Origin of the sequence: Solibacillus palustris (assembly GCF_022549215.1) — a bacterium.
GTDB lineage: Bacteria > Bacillota > Bacilli > Bacillales_A > Planococcaceae > Solibacillus > Solibacillus daqui.
The window spans coordinates 817,342-834,561 of record NZ_JAKZFC010000001.1 but is presented as its reverse complement, the minus strand read 5'-3'; the positions used below and the strand labels follow the sequence as shown (position 1 = coordinate 834,561).

15 protein-coding genes are annotated in these 17,220 nt (G+C 37.2%); all 15 read right to left on the bottom strand.

Annotated elements, in window-relative coordinates:
• Positions 1-28: 28 nt before the first annotated feature.
• Entirely contained in the window at positions 29-637 is a 609-nt protein-coding gene (locus LZ480_RS03870) for a sugar transferase (RefSeq protein WP_241368063.1), read from the bottom strand.
• Between the two features lie 59 nt (positions 638-696).
• Positions 697-2,538 (bottom strand): polysaccharide biosynthesis protein, encoded by a 1,842-nt coding sequence (locus LZ480_RS03865; RefSeq protein WP_241368062.1) that lies wholly within the window; start codon positions 2,536-2,538, stop codon positions 697-699.
• A 227-nt stretch (positions 2,539-2,765) separates the two neighbouring features.
• Positions 2,766-3,776 (bottom strand): UDP-glucose 4-epimerase GalE, encoded by a 1,011-nt coding sequence (gene galE, locus LZ480_RS03860; protein ID WP_241368061.1) that lies wholly within the window; start codon positions 3,774-3,776, stop codon positions 2,766-2,768.
• A gap of 163 nt (positions 3,777-3,939) precedes the next feature.
• Positions 3,940-4,845 carry an LCP family glycopolymer transferase gene (locus tag LZ480_RS03855; RefSeq protein ID WP_241368060.1) on the bottom strand — a complete coding sequence of 302 codons (906 nt, stop codon included), beginning with the start codon at positions 4,843-4,845 and terminating at the stop codon, positions 3,940-3,942.
• A 67-nt stretch (positions 4,846-4,912) separates the two neighbouring features.
• Complete coding sequence (locus tag LZ480_RS03850; RefSeq protein ID WP_241368059.1) at positions 4,913-5,677, bottom strand: tyrosine-protein phosphatase; 765 nt, start codon at positions 5,675-5,677, stop codon at positions 4,913-4,915.
• 183 nt (positions 5,678-5,860) lie between these two features.
• Positions 5,861-6,658: a TIGR00282 family metallophosphoesterase gene (locus LZ480_RS03845; RefSeq protein WP_241368058.1), complete on the bottom strand. Its 798-nt coding sequence runs from the start codon at positions 6,656-6,658 to the stop codon at positions 5,861-5,863.
• A gap of 337 nt (positions 6,659-6,995) precedes the next feature.
• Entirely contained in the window at positions 6,996-7,967 is a 972-nt protein-coding gene (gene galE / locus LZ480_RS03840; protein ID WP_241368057.1) for a UDP-glucose 4-epimerase GalE, read from the bottom strand.
• A gap of 176 nt (positions 7,968-8,143) precedes the next feature.
• The gene (locus LZ480_RS03835) at positions 8,144-9,052 is read right to left on the bottom strand and encodes an ATP-grasp fold amidoligase family protein (protein ID WP_241368056.1); all 909 of its coding nucleotides are present in this window, start codon (positions 9,050-9,052) and stop codon (positions 8,144-8,146) included.
• 410 nt (positions 9,053-9,462) lie between these two features.
• Positions 9,463-9,771 carry a hypothetical protein gene (locus LZ480_RS03830; RefSeq protein WP_241368055.1) on the bottom strand — a complete coding sequence of 103 codons (309 nt, stop codon included), beginning with the start codon at positions 9,769-9,771 and terminating at the stop codon, positions 9,463-9,465.
• A gap of 209 nt (positions 9,772-9,980) precedes the next feature.
• On the bottom strand, positions 9,981-11,534 hold the full coding sequence (gene rny, locus LZ480_RS03825) for a ribonuclease Y (protein ID WP_241368054.1): 1,554 nt from the start codon (positions 11,532-11,534) through the stop codon (positions 9,981-9,983).
• Positions 11,535-12,021: 487 nt separating this feature from the next.
• A complete protein-coding gene (gene recA / locus LZ480_RS03820; RefSeq protein ID WP_255731173.1) occupies positions 12,022-13,092 on the bottom strand; it encodes a recombinase RecA in 1,071 nt (356 codons plus the stop codon).
• A gap of 168 nt (positions 13,093-13,260) precedes the next feature.
• Complete coding sequence (locus tag LZ480_RS03815) at positions 13,261-14,514, bottom strand: competence/damage-inducible protein A (protein WP_241368053.1); 1,254 nt, start codon at positions 14,512-14,514, stop codon at positions 13,261-13,263.
• 82 nt (positions 14,515-14,596) lie between these two features.
• Positions 14,597-15,175 carry a CDP-diacylglycerol--glycerol-3-phosphate 3-phosphatidyltransferase gene (pgsA, locus tag LZ480_RS03810; protein WP_241368052.1) on the bottom strand — a complete coding sequence of 193 codons (579 nt, stop codon included), beginning with the start codon at positions 15,173-15,175 and terminating at the stop codon, positions 14,597-14,599.
• A gap of 47 nt (positions 15,176-15,222) precedes the next feature.
• On the bottom strand, positions 15,223-16,122 hold the full coding sequence (locus LZ480_RS03805; RefSeq protein WP_241368051.1) for a helix-turn-helix domain-containing protein: 900 nt from the start codon (positions 16,120-16,122) through the stop codon (positions 15,223-15,225).
• Between the two features lie 61 nt (positions 16,123-16,183).
• Positions 16,184-16,981, bottom strand: coding sequence for a DUF3388 domain-containing protein (locus tag LZ480_RS03800; protein ID WP_241368050.1), 798 nt, complete (start codon positions 16,979-16,981; stop codon positions 16,184-16,186).
• Positions 16,982-17,220 lie beyond the last annotated feature (239 nt).

The following is a 17,220-nucleotide window of genomic DNA, read 5'->3' as shown; positions in this document are numbered from 1 at the left end:
TAACCTCCACAATTTGCTCAACTGTTGTTTAACTTTCTTTTGATTTAATCGCTCCGGTACCTCCTTCAACGACTCCAGCTTTTGTAAAAATGATAATAATCGTTCCAAAGAAACACTTTACATCCATCCAAAAACTGATTTTCCTTACGTAATCTCCATCGAGCCTTGCCTTATCTTCAATCGTCAGCTCATCACGGCCTTTAATTTGAGCCCACCCTGTTAACCCCGGGAGCACATCATTAGCACCGTACTTATCACGTTCCGCAATTAAATCATACTGATTCCAAAGTGCTGGTCTTGGTCCAATCAGGCTTATTTGCCCAACTAATATATTCCAAATTTGAGGTAATTCATCTAAACTTGTTTCCCTTAAGAATCCACCTATTTTAGTTAAGTACTGCTCTGGGTCTTCTAATAAATGGGTTGGTGTATCCCTAGGTGTATCTATTCTCATTGTTCGGAATTTTAATATTGTAAAATGACTTTTATGAATACCGATTCTTTTTTGTTTAAATAATATGGGACCTTTCGAATCTAATTTTATGACAATAATCAATAGTAAAAATAATGGTGATAATAGAATTATTGCAATGAAAGAAGTTATGATATCGATTAGTCTTTTTATACTCTTATACAAGGGGATTACAACTCCTTGATTCTATTTATCAAATTATTAATTAGCAATTAAAGGAAAAATCACAATGCCTTATCAAGCAATTTGATTTCATTCTTTTTTAATGTCCATCTACCATTCGCGATATCGATTAGCAGTTGTTTTAATTCCACTAAATTGCACTCTTCTAATTCACTTAGTATGGGAATTAATAAATACTCATCCATATAATTTGCTTTGCCGACGTGAATTTTAGGATAGACATGTTCTTCCTGAATCTCTGCTGCATTTAGTAATTCCTCATACATCTTTTCCCCGGGGCGAATACCCGAGAATTCAATACCGATTTCATCTTCGGTAAATCCTGATAAGCGAATGAGATTTTTTGCTAAATCTACAATTTTCAACGGCTCCCCCATATCTAGTACGAAAACTTCTCCGCCACGCGCAAGTACCCCAGCCTGCAATACGAGTCTGGATGCTTCTGGTATGGTCATAAAATACCGAGTCATTTCCGGATGTGTGACGGTGACTGGACCTCCTGCAGCAATCTGTGCCTTAAACCTTGGAATTACACTTCCACGTGAGCCAAGCACATTACCAAAACGGACTGCAGCAAAGTTCGTATCGCTATATTTTGCTAAATCTTGAATAATCATTTCGGCAATTCGCTTCGTTGCTCCCATAATGTTTGGCGGATTCACCGCTTTATCAGTTGAAATCATGACAAAATTGGAGACACCAAATGTATGTGCCGCATCTGCTACATTCTTTGTCCCAAAGATATTATTTTTCACTGCTTCACGTGGGTTATATTCCATCATCGGTACATGTTTATGAGCAGCTGCATGATAAATTACATCTGGCATAAACTGTTCGATAACCTCAAAAATTCGGTCTCTATCTTGTATATCCGCAATAATTGGAATGAATTCTATTTTTTTAAAATCTATATTTTCTGATAATTCCATATGAATTGAGTATATTGAGTTTTCACCGTGACCGAGTAAAATGACTTGTGTTGGTTGGAATTGTGCTACTTGACGGCAGATTTCAGAACCTATGGATCCGCCAGCACCTGTTACGAGGATTATTTTATTTGTTAGATTATTGGAGAGCGCCAACATATCGAGTTTGATTTCTTCACGTCCTAGTAGGTCTTCGATTTTTATTTCTTGCATATCATTAACCGAAACTTTACCTGTCATGACATCCTCAATTTTTGGCATAATTTTTATTGTTGCTTTCGTCTCTAAGCAACGTGAATAAACTTCTCGAATCTCCTTTTTACTTAGAGAAGGGATTGCTAAAAAAATTTCATCAATTTTTTTATCTTGCACAATACGTGGAATATCTTTTGTTGTTCCACACACATTAACATCCATTATTTTTAAATGTTTTTTATTTCGATCATCATCGACAACGGCCACCACTTGATATTCGGACGGATTCCTCTTAATACTACGGAGGAGCATTGTTCCGGCCTCCCCAGCTCCAAGGATCAGTACTCGTTTTAAATTGCCATGCGGTTTAAAAGAAGTCCAGTCATGTAAAATTCTTAGTAAAAAGCGCGATCCGCCAATCAATACAATATGTAATAGCCACGTAATAACCATTACTCGGAAATAGATATCGCCTTTTATTAGATGTTGCATAATACTCGCTGCAATAACAGAAATAGTGACCGCATAAGCTATCATTAATAATTCCCTCACTGAAGCTAAACTCCAGATGCGATTATACAGTTGGAAAAAATAGGCCATAATATGATGACTAATTAATAATGTGATTGAACTCAAGATGATTAATGAGTCAGAATAAATATGAAATGTCGGATGCAATAAATAATAACTAATAAAAATAGCTGATAACACAATAAGTGAATCTATTATAGAAAATATTGTATACCTTACTGTATAATTCACAAACTATCCTCCTCTAAAATGATAATTCATAGTATTATAATTCGTGATTTATATTATATGACTATGTTACAGAGTACTATTCCTCGTATTGAAAAATTTTTACAAATGGTTAAAAGGAAATGTCCTAAGTAAAAAGTGTAATAAAAATGATCATTCCCCAATACAAAGTTTGGAATTATGTTTGTCCTACATCAGTAATTAATTGAAGTTTTGTTTTACCTTCATTTTTAAACTACTTGATGTTGATAATTTTTTTCAAATCGCCATGCGTCTTTGCACATCGTCACAACATCGCGCTTCGCTATCCAACACAACTCTCGTCTTGCTTTATATACATTCGCATAGCAAGAAGCAATGTCTCCTGGCCTACGATCCACAATTTCATAGCGTATCGTAACGCCATTCGCTTCTTCAAAAGCCTTTACTAATTGCAATACGCTTGTTCCTTGACCTGTACCAAGATTATATATATGGACCCCTTCTGTAACAAAATTGATAGCAGCAACATGCCCTTCTGCTAAATCCATCACATGAATATAATCACGAACACCTGTGCCATCAATCGTTGGATAGTCATTGCCAAAGATGCTTAAATATTCTCGCATTCCTTTAGCAACTTGTGTTATATAGGGCATTAAATTATTTGGTATTCCATTCGGTACTTCACCAATCAACCCACTTTCATGTGCTCCAATTGGATTAAAATAACGTAGTAACGATACTGAAAATGACGGATTTGCTTTAGCGATATCTGTCAAAATCCTCTCACACATTGCCTTTGTTTCACCATATGGATTGGTAGATGGTAATAAATCCATCGTCTCAACAAATGGCACTTCATTTTCACCGTACACTGTAGCCGATGAACTAAATACAAATCGATTTATTCCAAACTTTAAACAACTATTAGCTAATACAAGTGTACTAACAAGATTATTTTCATAATACATAGATGGTTTCTCAACGGATTCACCGACAGCTTTCAACCCAGCGAAATGGATGACGCCATCAATCCGATGATTTTTGAAAATAGTCTCAACTGCTTGTTTATTGGATATATCAATTTCGTAAAAAGGAAATTCTTTGTTTGTAATCCGTTTGATTTTTTCTATAGATTCCCTTTTACTATTACTGAGATTGTCAGCGACAACCACTGTATGTCCTGATTCAATTAGCGCTATACAAGTATGTGTACCAATGTATCCCGCACCGCCAGTTACTAAAATATTCGTTGTCATACCTCCTCTATTTCTAATGTTTTTATCAGGTAAAAAAGACTTAGTTATATCTCTTAAAAAAGAGTTTATAAGCTTTATCATATTCATTTAAAAACGGGACTATTCATTTTCCCCTCAAAAAGAGGACAGTACCCTGTATTCGACAAAGTTCTATCCTCTCTTTTTACATTTCCATATGATCTTTAAGCATATTTTGAATATCGTGCAATTCAGCTGTATTCGGAACATAATAGTAAATTTCATTCATCATCGTACCAGCACCATTTTTAAAATAAAGCTGCTCAATTGTTTTGAAACTATCACCATAGTTTTTTCGTATGTTTAGAAGTTCATCAAAGGCTATGTTTAATTCAACATTTTTTTCTAATGTTTTAAAAATGGCTTTATAGTTCCATAAAGTACTGAGCGACATCCCCTCTTTTAAGACACCTTGAATGACTTGTTTTTGTCGATTTTGTCGACCAAAATCACCTGCAGGATCTTCATAGCGCATCCGCACATATTTGAGAGCATTTTCGCCATCTAATTTCAATTCACCCGTTGGAAAATGCTCCCCGCCAAATTGAAAATCTAATGAGTTATCAACTGTAATTCCTCCCACAATGTCTACAATATCAACAAAGCTTTCCATATTAACCCTTGCAACATAATCAATCGGAATGGCTAATAAATTCTCCACAGTTTTCATGGACATTTCGACCCCACCAAATGCATAAGCATGATTAATTTTGTCTTTATGGTTTTTTCCAATGATCTCCGTATACGTATCACGAGGTATACTAAGCATTTTCGTTGTTTGAAGTGTCGGATTAACGGTTAATACAATCATCGTATCAGAGCGGCCCATGTCATCATCTCGTTCATCTACACCTAAAACTAGGACAGAAAACGGCTCTTTTTTTGTTGTAATATTAACTGGTTGTGGGCGAATTACGGATACTTCATCATTAATAGGGGCATACATTTCATTTGCTGTACTTTTAATATCACCATAAACATTTATCACAACGACTAGGCTTGCAACGCATATTACGAAGGCAATGCCAACCGCCCACTTCCATTTCTTCATCTATGGCCTCCTTTTTATTATTGCTAAAATTCGCTGTTGATTTACTAATAGTACTTGTAACCGCATGTTAATATATTTTCCACCACTTCGGCGTAGCAATTTCTTCGGGTTCATTTACGCTGAAGGGCATATTTTTTAAAATCCTCGCATTATTTTCAAGTAAAATGTCCACAGCATCTAATTCTTTTTTCTTTTCTAAATAGCAAAGACCTTGATCAAAAAGAAATGGGCGTGTCGTTAAATTATGGGCATCCGATCCATACACATGCACGAGATTAGCCCTCACTAAATCAAGCGACAGTTTTTGTACGGTACGACCAAAATGACCGGTTAAACTGCCGGCCGTTATTTGTGAAAACGCTCCTTGTCGAATAAGCTGCACTAACCGATTTGGATTTTCGGCAATTGCTTTATTGCGCTCAGGATGTGCAATAATGGGCGTGATACCTTCCATTAATAACGCATGAATGATGTGATCAATATAACTAGGTACTGTATAGGAAGGTAATTCTAATAGTAAAAATTGTGAGTTTGCTAATGTATGAATTTGATTTGCTTGATAGAGTGGAATAATTTTTTCGGTTAACCGTACTTCATGACCGGTATATAGTGTGAGAGGTATTTTGTTGTTTATTAATTCGTTTTGTAAAATGTCAATTTGATTCGATACTACGTTATAACCCACATCATATTGTGGATGATTGCTATGTGAGGTGGCAATGAGTGCTGTTATTCCTTCTTTCACCGCCTGTTCGATTAACTTCATAGATTCTACCATAGACCTTGGACCATCATCTTCATTCCATATTATATGACAATGCATATCAACCATAATCCCCACCTCTACTATTACTTATTCTTTTTAAACCCAATAATATGCATATTATTTTTTATCTTTTTGTTCTCAATTTTATATTAATCTTCTCTATTGAATATTCTACATATACTTAGCAACAAAAAAAACACCTATACATTGATTTGATAGGTGTTTATTGGATTCATTTTATTAATTTATTTATGCCTGAAACGGATTGTCTTCGTTTATTAATACACGCTCTTGACGTACTGCTTTACCTGTTTTGTCATCAATTTCAACGAAGAATGCACTTAACACTTCGCGGCCCTTTTTTGGCACTTCATAGCGCGCTGGCATATTCGTTAAAAATTTATAAATGACATTGTCTTTCCCCATTCCTAATACTTCATCATAAGGGCCTGTCATTCCAACATCGGTAATATATGCTGTTCCGCCTGGGTAAATGCGGTTATCCGCTGTTTGTACATGCGTATGAGTACCCACAACAACAGACGCTTTACCCTCTAAATGCCAGCTTAATGCGATTTTTTCACTTGTCGCTTCAGCGTGGAAATCGACGAATACAACAGGTGACGTTTTACGTGCCTCTTCGACAAGCTCTAAGCCCATCGCAAATGGATCTTCATGAGGCGGCAAAAATACACGTCCATGTAGATTAATGACTGAAATTGTCACACCATTTTTCGTCACTTGTGTCACGCCACGACCAGGCGCATCTTTTGAAAAGTTTGCTGGACGCACTAAATAATCCGCATCGTCGATAAAATCAAAAATGTCTTTGTTATCCCACGTATGGTTCCCCATCGTGATAACATCTACACCCATTTGTAATAAATCATTGTAAATGCTACGTGTAATACCGCGCCCTGCTGCTGCATTTTCACCATTGGCAATCACAACATCTAAATTGTATTTCTTTTTTAAACGAGGTAAATACGTCGCAACCGCATCACGACCAATCGAACCTACGATATCACCAATAAATAATACTTTCATTTTTAAAACCACACTTTCTACTAATCCATTATGCCCTAGCATAATTCCATAAGCTAAACATTATTCCATTTTACCACTGTTTCTGATAAGCAAGCAATTATTGAATAAGGATACTATGTACTTTTGGCAAAATATAAACCGCTGCATTTGACTCATGCAGCAGTTTGGCCACTTTGCGTGGATATGTGGGGTTTATGGCGTATATGTGCGATTTCATGGGAGATATGTGCGATTTTCGGAGTTTATTTGCAAATCCATAGAGGATATTTGCGATATCATAAAGGATATTTGCGATTTTCAAAATATACTTGCGAATTACCAGATGCCCCTTTATCGGTTAATACTTCTGAAGTTGATGCCAGTTCCAAGCGTGCTCAACCATTGTTTGTAGGTCCTTTTCCGCTTCCCAACCAAGTGCTTGTCTTATTTTCTTAGATGATGCTACTAGCCGAGCTGGATCGCCACTACGTCTCTTAGCATTTTCAATCGTCGCTTTTTTATTTGTCACCTGTTCGCATGTCTTAATAATTTCTTTCACAGAATAGCCATGCTCATTGCCTACGTTATAAATTGTAAAAGGTGTTTGCTCAATAGTTAGAGCTTCCAACGCTAAGATATGTGCTGTCGCCAAATCTTCAACGTGTACAAAATCTCGAATACATGTTCCATCCACTGTGTCATAGTCATCCCCGTAAATCTTTATGGACTCTGTTTCGCCATTTAAATTCTTCAATACAAGAGGAATTAAATGCGTTTCAGGTAAATGACTTTCGCCGATTTGCGTAAATGCATCTGCTCCTGCTACATTAAAATACCGTAAAACTGTACATTGAAAATCATAAGCGGCTGTATAATCTTCTAAAATTTGTTCCACCATTCGCTTTGAGCGCCCATATGGATTTGCTGGACAAGTTGCGCTGTTTTCATTGAGGAGCCCTTGCTCGATCGGTTGATATGTTGCAGCTGTAGAAGAGAAAATAAACTTATTTACTTTATGTGCACGCATCACTTTTAGTAAATTTAGTGTTGCCCCTACATTATTTTCATAATAATGCCAGGGATTTCGGACGGATTCCTCCACCGAATTAGCCGCAGCAAAATGTACTACTGCAGTAATCGAAAAAAGTGTAAACAATTGTGTTAACTTTACTTCATCCTTTATATCCCCTTGTACAAAAATGGCACGTTCATCCACTGCCTCACGGTGCCCTGTAGATAAATTATCATAAACGATAACTTGCTCTGTTTGAACAAGTTCTTTAACAACATGACTCCCAATATAGCCTGCTCCACCAACGACTAAAATCAACGTACACGCCCCCATATACTATTCTAAATTTAGTTGTACAGTAAAAATGTTGATAAATCCATGATCAAGTTTTTACATGATGCACTAATCAGAAAAAAGTTGATACGGTAAGAGTAGCAACAATAATAGACAAAGTAAGTATCATACAACATCCTCCTTGCGAATTAAGGTGACTATTATTTGGAACGAGCGTATGAAACCGGCTGCTTTGTTTTACCGATGTTCAGCTCTAGCCATTGCCCAAGCTTTTGATTGGCCTCTTCGTGAATGTCAACATTCAAGCATGCATCAGGTGAAAATGTAAAGTTGTTAAAATAAATTTTCTCATCTACAATTTCCAAATCGACCCGTACGTACATAAATGGCTTGCTCAGCTTTTTAGCAATTGCCAACAATTCCTCGAGCTGCTCTGGTTTTGCTATTGTTTCATCATGCGAGAACTTTTCCTTCATATAATCCGTGTTCTGCCAATCATACGTCAACATTAATTTCTGCTGCTTTGGCATAGAACAATCCGCATTGACTTCAATAAGCTTCGGCTCCCCGTGGAAGCAATGAATTTTATATTCATTCGAAACATTGTTAGTCGAAGGTTCTATAAAATGCTCGATAATAATTCTAGGCTGAATCATTGCGTAATGAGGCTCCGCATGTTTCAATGAATAATCCATCGCCATCATTTCCGCTAATTGTAGCTTTGTTTGACTGTAATCCATTTCTCTTTTATTTTCACAAACAATCGTAAATCCAGCGCCATGCGAGCATTTCAATACAAACTTTCTTGGCAGTTGCTCAAAAATAATATCGTCTACTTCATCAAATATCCCTATAGTCGGTACCAACAAATGGCTATAGCCCAGCGTAATCATATATTCCCGTGCCTTCACCTTGTCTGTAAATCTTCTTTTAAACTCTACATCATCAAATAATTTCAACCACATCAATTTCTCGGTAAAAGTTTGCGGATTTTCCAAATTCAAACGATATTTAAAAGTTTTCCAAAACAACAGCTTGCTCCCGACAATCGGTGATAATTTCACGATTTGCGAAAATGCATAACGCTTGGCCTGTATTGGTAATTTCATGAATATACTACGCCTCCTCCTATTATTTTCACATTAATAATTGGTACTAAATGAAGTAGATTAGTTGAAATTAACTGTGAATAATAGAGTAGGGATAGTGATGATGGAGTATTTTTATACTTTGTTTTATTTTTTAGTAAATTAATATAATGTCAATTACTATCTTTTTTATAGTATAGTCTCGAATCATTTAATATATGCCTACTATTACAAGATTCCCTAAATTAAATATAAGCGTCAAATAGCGCCCCCCGAATAACAGGTGAGCGCTATTTGACGCTTGCAATTAAAATTGTAAGATTACATTGCGATTCTATTATTTTTTGATTAGCTATTCTCAATCATTTGTTTACTTTCAAAATGCCAAGCATCTTTACACATTTGTTCAATATCACGTTTAGTTACCTAGCCTAATTCATTTTTAGCCTTAGTAGCATCTGCATAGCAAGTCGCATTTTGCCTGTGCGTCGATCAACAATTTTATAAGGAACGTTTATGTTATTGGCTTCTTCAAAAGCACGAGCTAACTCCAAAACACTTGTCCCTTTACCTGTACCTAAATAATAAATGTGCGTTCCGGCGTTCATCTGCTCGATTACCGCAACATGCCCTTCCGCTAAATCCATCACATGAATATAATTACGTACGCAAGACTCATCTACAGTATCAACACTTAAAGGAAAAGATAAGGTAAATTTAGCTATTAATATGATTGCCATCGTTTCTGCTAGATTTAATTCTCCTAAGCACCATTTATTACACAGCATTAATCTTTTTTGTTACGTTAATAAAATAATCTTGACAAGAAGATGTTTTTGAATATTATTAGAATAACAAAGTTTTTTAATTACAACAAAATTAAACACAAAAGCCTTAAACAAAAGCGGGAGTATAAAATCCCACTTAGTTTAAGGCTTAATTTTCGTTATTATTTTGCGTACTCAACGGCGCGTGTTTCACGGATAACCGTCACTTTTATATGTCCAGGGTAGTCTAACTCTTCTTCGATACGCTTACGAATATCGCGAGCTAGGCGATGTGATGCAAGATCATCAATTTTTTCTGGCTGTACGATAATACGTACTTCACGACCAGCTTGAATCGCAAATGATTTTTCGACACCATCATAGCTTTCTGAAATTTCTTCAAGCTTTTCAAGGCGGCGAATATAGTTTTCTAAAGTCTCACTACGTGCACCTGGGCGAGCTGCTGATAACGCATCTGCTGCTGCTACAAGTACCGCAATAACTGAAGTTGCTTCCGTATCACCATGGTGAGAAGCAATTGAGTTAATAACAACTGGGTGTTCCTTATACTTGGTTGCTAATTCGACACCAATTTCAACGTGGCTTCCTTCGACTTCATGGTCAATCGCTTTACCAATATCATGTAATAAACCTGCTCGACGTGCTAACGTCACATCTTCGCCTAGCTCAGCTGCAAGTAAACCTGCTAAATGCGCTACCTCGATTGAGTGCTTTAACACGTTTTGGCCATAGCTTGTACGATATTTCATGCGACCAAGAATTTTCATTAAATCCGGATGTAGATTATGAATACCTATTTCGAATGTTGTTTGTTCACCTGTTTCGCGGATTTGTTCATCCACTTCACGACGTGATTTTTCAACCATTTCTTCAATACGTGCCGGGTGGATACGGCCATCTTGTACTAATTTTTCAAGTGCAAGGCGTGCTGTTTCACGACGAATTGGATCGAAACCAGATAGAATTACTGCTTCAGGTGTATCATCGATGATTAAATCGATTCCTGTAAGTGTCTCCAGTGTTCGAATGTTACGACCTTCTCGACCAATGATGCGACCTTTCATCTCATCGTTTGGTAAGTTTACAACGGACACTGTTGTTTCGGCAACATGGTCAGCTGCAAAGCGTTGTAGTGCAAGCGATAAAATTTCGCGTGCTTTTTTGTCTGACTCTTCTTTCGCGCGTGTTTCAGATTCCTTCGTCATAACCGCGATATCCGTTGTCAGTTCGTCTTCAACTTCCTTCAGGATAATTTCCTTCGCTTCATCACGAGTAAGTGCTGCAATACGCTCAAGCTCTGTTTTTTGACTTGCAACTAATTCTTCCACTTTGCTTTCCATCTGTTCAATCTGCTGTTGTCTGTTGGCTAGAGCATCTTCCTTACGCTCTAGACCTGTCTCTCTTTTGTTCAGAGCCTCATCTTTGCGGTCAAGATTTTCTTCTCTTTGCAATAAACGGTTCTCTTGTTTCTGAAGTTCGTTGCGACGTTCACGAATGTCGTTTTCGGCTTCAGTTCGAAATTTGTGAGTTTCATCTTTTGCTTCAAGTAGTGCTTCTTTTTTCAATGCATCTGCTTCACGCTTCGCTTCATCAACGATTTGCTCGGCAACATGCTTTGCACCAGTCACCTTTGATTCATTCACGTTTTTCATGTAGAAATAGATAACAGCGACACCGACAGCGAATCCTAGCAAAGCAGGGATAATGATCTCCATTTTAAAACCCCCTCCTAAGCCTATATGTCTGATGTTCTTTCAGTCGGCTTAATATGTTTAAATTCAAACATAGTGCCTATTTCATTTCAAAATTTAGAGATTATACATGTTTAATTGTATAGTTCCAATTTAGCTATGTCAAGAATAGCCATAACTTCACGCTTTTTTGAATCTTATTACCTGTATCCAAGAATAGAAGGACTTTTTGGATTTTTGTACGAAATCATAGGGGCTATGTGCGAATTTTTATGTTTATTTGCGAAATCAAAGCGAATATTTGCACTTTTCGGTGTTTACTTGCGAATTCATGGGGATATGTACACTTTTAAATTTATGTACGAAATCACGAGGCATATTTGCGCTTTTCGGAGTTTATTTGCGAATCCCCCATAATCCCCTTCCCTCTTAGCTGCTTCGATTCGATGCTAGTAAATTTCCTCACCAAAAAACATGCCATGCATTTTGCGCATGACATGTCCAGAATAGCTTATTTTTTGTCTTCGAATAATTCTAATTCGTCGATTTCCTCTTCTTCAGCTGCATCGTGTGAGCCGATTGTGTAGCCAATATCGCCACCGATGCCGAAGCTTTGACGGATTTTCTCAGCGACTTCTTCTCGAATTGCTGGATTTTCTTTTAAGAAGGCTTTTACATTTTCACGACCTTGACCGATTCGCTCATTGTTGTAAGAATACCAAGAACCGCTCTTTTGAATAATTTCTAGTTCTGCACCGATGTCAACGATCTCACCTTCTTTTGAAATCCCTTCACCGTACATAATATCCACTTCTGCTGTGCGGAATGGTGGTGCTACTTTATTTTTAACGACTTTAATTTTTGTTTTGTTACCAACGATTTCTGTACCTTGCTTAATCGCTTCACCGCGACGTACTTCTAAACGGATAGATGAATAGAATTTTAATGCACGTCCACCTGTAGTTGTTTCTGGGTTCCCGAACATTACCCCGATTTTTTCACGTACTTGGTTGATAAAGATTGCAAGTGTGTTTGACTTGTTAATAACACCTGATAATTTACGTAATGCTTGAGACATTAAACGAGCTTGCAGACCCATATGTGAGTCACCCATTTCGCCCTCAATCTCTGCTTTTGGTACTAATGCTGCTACAGAGTCAATAACAATAATATCAATCGCACCAGAACGTACTAATGCTTCAGCGATTTCAAGGGCTTGTTCACCTGTATCTGGCTGCGCCAATAATAATTCGTCAATATTGACACCTAGCTTTTGTGCATAAACTGGATCTAATGCGTGTTCCGCATCGATAAATGCTGCAGTACCACCATTTGCTTGAATTTCTGCAATAGCATGTAATGTAACTGTTGTTTTACCAGAAGACTCTGGACCATAGATTTCCACAATACGTCCGCGTGGATAACCGCCAACCCCTAATGCCGCATCAATTGCAATTGAACCTGATGAAGATGTTTCGATTTTACGGTCTGTATTTTCTCCTAGCTTCATAACAGAACCTTTACCGAATTGTTTTTCAATTTGCTTTAGCGCCATATCTAACGCTGCTTTACGATCGCTCAAACCATTTCCTCCTTAAGAAAAAGCTTTATTGTTTTATGTCTCTATTATACTTGCTAATGAGATAACATTCAAGAAAAAAGCGAACATATTTTCGGTTTTTTTTAAAACTCTCTGTTTACCCTATTTTAAACGACAATATTTCCTATTTGCCAGTGTTTTATTACTGAGCTATTTTTTATAGCCAAGCTTGGCCAACTCTCGCATTAAATAACTACATGTAAATTTCACTGCACGTAAGCGATTCGTATTACGCGCACCTGATAATTGTAAGCGATGCGTTACAGGAGGATTGTTACCAATCGCAAGGCCTATCCAAACCGTTCCTGCCGGCTGATCGTAGTGACTTCCTGGGCCAGCTACACCTGTTAAGCCAACCCCAATATCCGTGCCAAACTTTTCCCGTACCTTTAACGCCATTTCAGATGCACACTCACTGCTCACAACACTGTAACGATTAATTAATTGCGCAGAAATGCCTAATTGCATTGTCTTTGCTTGTTCTGAATAAGTTACAACGCCACCTACTAACACTGAAGATACTCCTGAAATCTCAGCAAGCTCGGATTGGAATAACCCAGCCGTTAAACTTTCTGCAGCAGCGATCGTTAATTTATTTTCGAACAACATTTCTACAAGCTTTGATGCAAGCGAATCATCATTGTCACCATAATGATAGTCACCTACAATATCAAGAATTTCACGCTTTTTATCTTCTATTAAAACGTAAGCTTGTTGTTCGTTGTCAGCTTTTGCGGTAATACGCAACGTCACTTCTCCGTCAGAAGCAAGCGGCGCAACAGTCGGATTCGTTTGCACATCTAATATATGCTGTATACGCACCTCAAGCTCAGCTTCTCCAATCCCATAAAAACGAAGCACATGCGAGGTAATGACCCCACCATCATGAAGTAATGCCGCAAGTTTTGGCTTCGCTTCAAACTGAAACATTGGCTCAAGTTCCTTCGGGGGACCCGGCAGTAGCATATAAAGTTGTTTTCCTTCCTTTAACAACATCCCCGGTGCCATGCCATGATGATTTGTTAATACGTCAGAGCCTTCTAACACAAGCGCCTGCTTGCGATTATTATCCGTCATCACACGGTTTTGCTTATTAAAAAATTGTTCAATCGCTTGTAGCGCCATGTCATCCATTACAAGTTCACGATTTAAGTGCTTGGCAATAGTCTCTTTTGTTAGGTCATCTTTCGTCGGCCCTAAGCCACCCGAAAAGATAATTAAATCTGCGCGCTGCTCAGCAATTTGAATCGCTTCAACTAATCGCGCACTATTATCACCAACAACTGTATGATAATACACATTAATACCGAGCTCTGAAAGCTGACTGGAAATATATTTTGCATTGGTATTTGCGATTTGCCCTAATAATAATTCCGAACCAACCGCAATAATCTCTACATTCATTAGATTTCCTCCTTAAATTTAAGAAAACTCGCACTAATTCTAGTACGAGTTGTTAAAACAAAAAAACTAAAGCTTACTTTTTTTATTTTGAATCTAATAATACGCGACGATTTAGATAGAAGTAATCCCATCCAGACCATAATGTGAAGAATAACGCTACATAAAGCATAATGACATCAAACGGAATACCGATTAATGTAAAAATCGTATTGTGTAAAATTAACGCTGAGATTGCAACAATTTGCGCCCATGTTTTAATTTTACCTAATTGGTTGGCTGCAACAACTTCTCCTTGCCCCGCTAAAATTAAGCGCAAGCCTGTTACTGCAAACTCGCGAGAAATAATGATAATTACAATCCATGCAGGTGCTAAGCCAATTTCTACTAGCAAAATAAACGCCGCTGATACTAATAATTTATCGGCTAGTGGATCTAAAAACTTGCCTAAGTTTGTGACTAAATTGTATTTACGCGCATAGTATCCGTCCACCCAGTCTGTAGCAGATGCGATAATAAAGATGAGTGCCCCTACAAAATAGTTAACTTGCATTTCCGCACCAAATAGCGTCATTTTTCCCCAACCAAAGTCAAACATCATTACAATGACAAATACCGGGATTAGCAAAATTCGTGACACTGTAATCTTATTTGGAATATTCATTTGTTAACACCTTTCATCCGAAAGAAAAGAGCCATCCTAATAGATGACTACTCTCCTTGTTGTTCTTCTTTCACTAACTTAATAATAATGTTTTGTGTCGTACGATCTTGTGCGTATTGCACTTCTTCATCATTTACATATACTTTAGCTGCTTTTGCATTTCCTAAACGAATTCGCGCATAACCATTTTCAGTTGAATCGTGCTCAACAACATCACCGGCATTATATGATTTTGCTTCTACCTGCTCTCGACGCTGTTCGTTACGAATTCCTACCCATGTTAAACCTGAAACTTCAATTCGAATTTTTAATGTATCTGTACCTGTTACTTCATATGTTGTATTTTCACCATCTGCAACCCCAGGGCTGATGACTTGAACAACTTCCGGCTCTATTTGCACAGGCTCTTCTGGTTGCACTTCCTCTTCAGAATCTTTTTCATCTTCTTCAGGTGTTTGTGGTTTATTTTGCGAAGAATTTTGATTTTGTTCATATTCGATTGGTTTATTATCATCTTCTACTACATCCGAAACATTGCTTGTTTTTTGCATATAAAGTGTTGTAATGACTACTAAAATAACAATCGCAAATAATGCGACAATCAATTTCGGCATAGCCTCCATCATTTTACTATTCGATGAAGAAGTCATTTTACGTCGCCTTGGACTATGTGTATACGATTGTGCTACTTCTTCTTTTTTCACCATTGGAATATCACTGCGATATTCCGTTAAAATTTGTTCTGCATCTAACCCTACAGCTTCTGCATATTGCTTAATAAATGCACGTACGTAAAAAGAACCCGGCATAATCGAATAGTTACCTTCTTCAATTCCGATTAAATAGCGCTTTTGAATTTTCGTAATTTCTTGCAAATCATCTAAGCTATATCCCTTCGCTAATCTCGCCTCTTTTAAGCGAGCTCCTAGTTCCGTCAAAAAAAACACCTACTTTTAATATATTCAAATAATCATTTTAACAAACATTGTCGTTAAAATCTGCTATTTACTAAAAACTAAATCCCCCGAAACCCCCTAAATCATTCGTATTCGGAAATACATCATTTTTTTGAATGATTTCGTACGTAATTTCTTCGTCTGGGTGATTGCGCAATTCAATAATATAATCGAAATCCTCTAATTTATAAGATGAATGCTGTACAAAAAGGTCCGGATGTTCAATTACTTTAATCATTGGCATCCCCATTATTTCACGTACTAATTGTTGGTGACGTTCATCATTCGATCGACGCGTAACCGCACCATCTAAAATGAAAATATTATTGCCATTAAATTCGTCGCCCATCAGTGAGCTACGAACAGTTTGTTTAATCATTGTTGAAGATATAAACAGCCAGCGTTTATTGGCACATACACTTGCTGCTACGATGGATTCGGTTTTCCCTACGCGAGGCATTCCACGAATCCCTATTAACTTATGACCTTCTTTCTTAAATAATTCAGCCATAAAATCAACTAATATGCCGAGCTCATCTCGAACAAAGCGGAATGTATTTTTTTCATCCGCATCGCGTGGAATATAATGGCCATGGCGAAGTGCTAAATGATCGCGAAGCTTTGGTTGACGAAATCTAGTGACATTAATGTTTTCCATTGTCGAAACGATGGAAATAAAACGCTGTATCGATTCTTCATTGTCCGTCGATAATAGCATGCCACGGCGATCTTCATCTACCCCATTAATGGATACGATATTTACGCGCAGCATCCCCAATAACGACGAAATATCCCCCAATAAGCCTGGTCGATTCACTTGAATTTCATATTCGAAATACCATTCGCCCATTTTTTATCTGTCCCCTCATAATAGAAACGTAATTATTTCTTCTAAGTTCCATCATAGCGGATTTTGTACCTATTGAAAAGTTCGAAAACATTGTTTTTGTTAGTTTTCTAGAAATTTCTAATGAAAAATATGCTATTTCTAAAAATTATAATGGCAAAATGAAATTTTAATGATATGAATGTAAAAATTTGTTCCTTTCTTCACTAAAAAAGATGCCACTCACACATATTTTGTGAGTG